We start from the raw sequence: 1,524 nt of genomic DNA on the forward strand, positions 1-1,524 counted from the left end.
AGGACTCGGGTCCGAAGCGGCCCGCGGCGACGAAGACGGCCAGGGCGAAGTAGACCAGGTCCAGCACGATCTCCTTCTCGTGGCGGCGCAGGCGCGTGACGACCGCACCGGCCATCAGCAGCGTCGCGCCCAGGGCGGCGAGCGGCACCAGGACCGGCGCGATGTCGAGCACGGCGGGCAGGATCAGGCCCACCGCGGCGAGGGCCTCGACGGCGCCGATGGCCTTGACGGCGCGGGCGTCGAAGTCCTCGACCCATCTCCCGCTGCGGTGGGCGGCCAGCGTCTCCTTGGGCAGCGCCAGCTTGGAGACGGAGCCGACCGCGTAGACGGCGGCCAGCACTCCGGCGGCGATCCACAGAGCGACGTTCACGGGCGTCCTCCTAGCAAGGGGTCGCACATCAGACGCCGCAGAGCCCCTCCCTGTGACACCCGCCGGTACGCGACCAGGTCAGCCGCCGGGGGCGTCGGCCTCCTTCGCCCGGTGCGCCGTCTCGACGATCTCCTTGATGCGCGCCATGTTGAGCTGCGACATCTCGTTGAGGTGGTCGGTCATCTGGTCGTTGTCGTACGGGGCGCCGGCCCGCATGTCGAACTCCTGCACCCAGCGCATCTCGGTGCCCTCGCCGGTCACGCGGTAGGTCCAGTGCAGCTTCATGTAGACGAAGGGTCCGGTCTCGATCCGGTACGCCTCGACCCGGAGGGCGTCGCGGTCGGGCGCGCGATGGGAGACCCACTCCCAGACCCGCCCGTTCGCGTCCGGGCACGTCTTGATGCGGAAGTCGATGCCGTCGCCCGTGCGCCGGAGGATCTCCGTCTCGGCGTAGCCGGCGAAGAGGTCGGGCCAGGACTCGACGTCGTTGGTCATGGTCCACACGAGGTCGACCGGGGCGTCGATCACGACGGAGTGCTCGGTGCGTGCTCCCATGTCAGGCGTCCTTTCCGGAGAACATGTCGTTGATCAGCCGGACCGTGCCCCCGGGGGTCCTCATGTCGCCCTCCGGGACCTCGATGCCGAGGGTCTGCTTGATCCGTGCGGACAGCTCCAGCAGGGCGAGCGAGTCGTAGCCGAGTTCGTCGAAGCCCATGTCGGCGATGTCGCCGTCCAGGTCGGCCACGTCGGACTCTCCTGCGCAGTCCCTGATGAGCGTGACGAGTTGCGAGAGGGTGATCCCGGACACGGGTGGCCTCCTTAGGCAGGGCGCGTGACCGCGCGGTGGTGGGGGGACTGGCCGTAGCGGCCGAGGACGATCGCCGAGTTGAAGCCGCCGGCGCCGCGGGCGACGACCAGCGCGTTGCGCACCGGCGTCTCGCGGGGCCGGCCGAGCACCAGGTCGATGCCGAGGCCGGGGGCGGGCGAGCGGGTGCCGGCGGTCGGCGGGATGACCGAGTCGCGCATCGACAGCAGGGCGGTCGCCATGTCGAGGGCCGCCCCGCCCGCGTAGAGCCGGCCGGTCAGCGTCTTGGGCGCGGTGACCGGGACGGCCGAGGGGCCGAAGACCTCCGCGAGGGCCGCCGCCTCCGCCC

At 71.7% G+C, this 1,524-nt stretch carries 3 protein-coding genes and 1 pseudogene; all 4 read right to left on the reverse strand.

Annotated features, from left to right (window positions below):
• A partial coding sequence (locus tag H5J30_RS32575) for a DoxX family protein (protein ID WP_181791268.1) occupies positions 1–370 on the reverse strand: 370 nt, incomplete at its 3' end.
• Between the two features lie 78 nt (positions 371–448).
• Complete coding sequence (locus tag H5J30_RS32580) at positions 449–925, reverse strand: SRPBCC family protein (RefSeq protein WP_181791270.1); 477 nt, start codon at positions 923–925, stop codon at positions 449–451.
• A gap of 1 nt (position 926) precedes the next feature.
• Positions 927–1,178: an acyl carrier protein gene (locus H5J30_RS32585; RefSeq protein WP_309505700.1), complete on the reverse strand. Its 252-nt coding sequence runs from the start codon at positions 1,176–1,178 to the stop codon at positions 927–929.
• An 11-nt stretch (positions 1,179–1,189) separates the two neighbouring features.
• Positions 1,190–1,524 (reverse strand): annotated as a pseudogene (locus H5J30_RS32590) (ketosynthase chain-length factor); the annotation flags it as partial.

Source organism: Streptomyces phytophilus (assembly GCF_013870535.1).
GTDB classification, from domain to species: domain Bacteria; phylum Actinomycetota; class Actinomycetes; order Streptomycetales; family Streptomycetaceae; genus Streptomyces; species Streptomyces phytophilus.

Coding starts and splice junctions, on each gene's coding strand:
- H5J30_RS32580 (WP_181791270.1), bottom strand. CDS start 925: ATGGGAGCACGCACCGAGCACTCCGTCGTGATCGACGCCCCGGTCGAC.